The 3,727-nt window shown below is 39.8% G+C and carries 4 protein-coding genes; 3 read left to right on the forward strand and 1 reads right to left on the reverse strand.

What is annotated here, in order from left to right; translation table 11 throughout:
• On the reverse strand, positions 1-1,256 hold a 1,256-nt coding region (locus ACKPEB_RS15905; protein ID WP_408971298.1), incomplete at its 3' end, for an AAA-like domain-containing protein.
• Positions 1,257-1,559: 303 nt separating this feature from the next.
• Here ACKPEB_RS15905 and ACKPEB_RS15910 point away from each other — a divergent pair.
• The 3 genes from ACKPEB_RS15910 to ACKPEB_RS15920 form a co-directional block, all read left to right on the forward strand.
• Entirely contained in the window at positions 1,560-2,612 is a 1,053-nt protein-coding gene (locus tag ACKPEB_RS15910; protein ID WP_408965916.1) for a C39 family peptidase, read from the forward strand.
• A 62-nt stretch (positions 2,613-2,674) separates the two neighbouring features.
• Positions 2,675-3,217 (forward strand): hypothetical protein, encoded by a 543-nt coding sequence (locus ACKPEB_RS15915; protein WP_408965917.1) that lies wholly within the window; start codon positions 2,675-2,677, stop codon positions 3,215-3,217.
• 83 nt (positions 3,218-3,300) lie between these two features.
• A partial coding sequence (locus ACKPEB_RS15920; protein ID WP_408965918.1) for a lysozyme occupies positions 3,301-3,727 on the forward strand: 427 nt, incomplete at its 3' end.

Below are 3,727 nucleotides of genomic sequence, written 5' to 3' on the forward strand. Positions count from 1 at the left end.
TGAATTAACCCCATGCTGCTTAACTTGTAAGCTAGGATAGGTTCTAATGGTACGGGGTCAGGAGTAGTCATAGCAGTATTAAAAGCGATGGCTAACTCCTGCTGTTCTTCCAAGATTGCTTGATGACGTCGCAAGTGACTGGAATACACCCCAGTTGATGTGGGCGCAGTTTGCAGCAGTTGGGTGAGGGTCACATCCCCACGACTTAGATGATAGATAGCTGTGTGTACAAGCGCTGGATGTCCTCCTACCATACCCATCAGAAGTTTTGCCTCTTCTCCATCAGCCCAGTTAAGCTCATAGCGTTTAGCTAACTCCAGCACTTCTTCTAAATTGAAACTATTTAACTGAATCGGTAGCCCCACATTAAAAGGGGACTGCTTAAGCTGTAGGGGAACATAGATTTCTGTGGAATGAACTACAATTAAGCGCAACTTCTTCCAAACAGGTAGCCTTTTCGCTTCTTCATACCAGGAACGCAGCAAAGAAAAAAAATCTTTCGCCACTTCAGGATGCTCAAAAATCTGGTTGACTTCATCCAACGCCAGGACAAGAGGAGAATCGATAGTTTCTAGCAAATAATTTCGCAAATAGAGAGTGCAACTAATTTTGCTGCCAATATCTTCATCCCAATAATTATCTAAGTTAGAGTCTTTGCCAAGCTGACGGGTAATACTGGCGCACAGCCAGCGCAAAAATCGATTCACATCCCTCAAAATCGCTTGGTCAACTTGCTGTAAATTGAGGTAAATCGTGCAATAGTCCAAACGATGGGCATAGTCTAGAACTCTAAGCAGTAGAGACGTTTTACCCATTTCTTGAGGTGCTTTAATCCGCACCAAAGCTCCAGGTTTACCAATTTCTGCATAAACTTGCTCTTGAATGGGGGAACGTTCTATATAAAACGGGGAACCCAGAGCAACGGCTCCACTAGGAAAGCAAGGTGATATATCCTGCAAAGTCGTTGCAGAAAAGCTTATAGGATCTTGACGGGGTAACGTTTTCTCCGGTGTGCCGCAAGTAGCAACATAAGACTCTAACAGGGCTCGACAGTTTTTTTTAGTCACCCGTTCGTTCGTAATTTCCGAAAGTCGTCGGAACAACTCCGGCGCAACCACATTCGTAAAGTAACCTGGGCTGTAGCCCGCTTCTTCAGCAACGACGTTATAGGTCTTGTACTCCCAAATGCCTCGCAGTATTAGATCTTCTGCCGTATTCAGGGGAGGGTTTTGACTCTCAATCAGCTTACGGTTCACGATTTTAAGAACAAAATCTAAGTTCATAATGTGCTTGTAGATTGGCTTAAGCGTGATTGGAATATTCTGTTGTAGTAAGTATATACTGAGTGCGGATTTTGTTATGAGTTTTTTTATGAGATTTATAGGTTGAATAAGTTCGAGGCTAAAAGCTATCTTATTTACAAATCAATTCAATTCCCAAAAAAACAATTCAATTAAAAATAAAATTTGTTATTGAATGGGGAATGATTTAATTTTTAATATCTTTAGTCAATTATCAGTCAGTGTTAATTTTGTAAAAATTCAAACTGAGGGTACAAAATGAATCTGCAATCTTTCTTAGAAGCCAATCTAAAATATGACTTCTATCATCTTCAACAAGATCAAGATCTAAGCTCACAAATTCAGGAAATTCTGATTAATCAAGGGTTTCTTTCCTCCAATGTAGAAGAGGTCTTTGGTAATGTTTCTATTGCAGCTTTACAGCGATTTCAAAACCTAAAGCGCTGTTATGAACCCGAATTTTTAGGAAGCAGAACGGCTCAAGAATTGCTGGAATCTGATCAAGTTGCAGCACGAGGCGGAGAAAGTGTGCCACTCATTCAGGTTCACATTATCAAAGATACTCTCCTAAAAACAAAACCCTTACAATCTAATACCCTACTAGCGAGCGAAAAACAAGAGATCAAAGTCGGTAAAACCCTTAAAATCACATCATTTGGGGTAGAGCGTGGTCATTTAAAAATTACCTTAGCAGATACACCTATTAACCAGAGTTGGACTTGGTATATTTTTGGAGAACACGCCGAGATTTTAGAAGGCAATACTAAAGTTTATCCAAAACGCAACGAAATTAAATTGCCAGTTCCTTACAAATCTCAAAATGATAACTTACATAACCCGACGGGTTCCTGTAATGTTACTTCGATCGCCATGTGTTTAGAATATCTCAAAATCTCCCGTAAACAAAGTCAGGGACAGTTTGAGGATGAGCTTTATCAATATGCGTTAGATCAAGGATTAAGCCGTCATTCGGGTGATGATCTAGCTGTGATTGTTCGTGATTATGGAGCCAAAGATAAGTTCACAACAACAGCAACCATTGAACAGGTAAAAGATTGGTTAGCGAATGGAAATCCAGCCGTTGTACATGGCTTTTTTACTCGAATTGGACATATTATCGTCTTAGTTGGATATGACAGCAAAGGATTTATTGTTCACGATCCCTATGGAGAATGGTTTGCAGAAGGTTATGATATCAATGACCCCTACGGCAACAATCAAAAAGGTAAATTTCTTCATTATTCCTACGGCATGATTAAAGATACCTGTATCCCAGATGGACAGTTTTTCGTACATTTCATTTCTCGTTAGAGAGCTTCAAGTTCTTTATTTTTTCTAATAGAACTGATGAATTTTGTTTAAAGGAAAAATTGATGATGATCAGTGATGAATTTGCCAAACAGCTAATAGAACTTGATGAAGAGACTCTCAAAGCACAACTCGCCATTCAGGAACAAGAACTCGCCAAGGAATCAACCTCTCGTTCTGCTTCATCTTTAGAAAGTTTAGAAGAGGCGTTAATTGCAACGCCTAGAGGCGGGTTTGATCAAGAAACTGTTAAAGCCGGCGATCGCTTTTTCCAAAAATTAAACATCAAAGCTTATCAATTGATGTGTAGTGATTTGTTTGATGATCAGGAATTGAAGCAGAAAATCCTAGTGGCTTACAAAGAAAATTCAGAGAAAGCCGCTGCGTTGTTAGCACCCATTTTAGCCAGTCATTTAGGGTTAGCTTCTTCGATCGCGGTTCTGCTGGCGGTGTTAATTGTCAAAACAATTTCTTCAGCCACCTCTGGGATATCATCAGCCACCTCTGAAACCGTTTGTGAACTTTGGAAAACTAAAGTTGATGAGTCTACCGAGTCCCCAACTTTATCTGCACCAGAAACGGTTTCTCCATCCGCGATCGCTACTTAATCAACTGGGTTTCTAACTCCCAGAAAATCACACTGCAAACTCTAAATTACACCCTCAGACAACAATTATTAAGGATAAAAACAATGAATCGGACACTCGAAATTTTTCCCGATGGTAACATTTATGAATATAAAGACGGTTTAGCCGTTAAAGTTATTCCGACTCACAAACAAGTAAAATTACTGCAAAAAGCCTTACAATTTACCCTCGCTGAAACCTTTACGATTGCTTCTGCTGATCAAGTTCCTCCGGTTGTAACTGATAGCGCAACTCGTGGCGGAATGACGATTAATTCCGAGGGAGTTAACTTAATTAAATCCTTTGAAGGCTTAGAATTAGAAGCTTACCTAGATGCTGTTGATGTGTGGACAATTGGATATGGACACACCAAAACCGTAGAACCTGGAATGATTATTACAGAAGCAAAAGCGGAAGAATTACTGCGCCAAGATTTAGAAGAATTTGAAGAAGCAGTTACAGAAGCCGTAGAAGTTTCAATTAATTCTAATC

This window comes from Planktothrix sp. (assembly GCF_046067725.1).
In the GTDB taxonomy this organism is placed as follows: domain Bacteria; phylum Cyanobacteriota; class Cyanobacteriia; order Cyanobacteriales; family Microcoleaceae; genus Planktothrix.

Coding starts and splice junctions, on each gene's coding strand:
- ACKPEB_RS15910 (WP_408965916.1), top strand. CDS start 1,560: ATGAATCTGCAATCTTTCTTAGAAGCCAATCTAAAATATGACTTCTAT.
- ACKPEB_RS15915 (WP_408965917.1), top strand. CDS start 2,675: ATGATGATCAGTGATGAATTTGCCAAACAGCTAATAGAACTTGATGAA.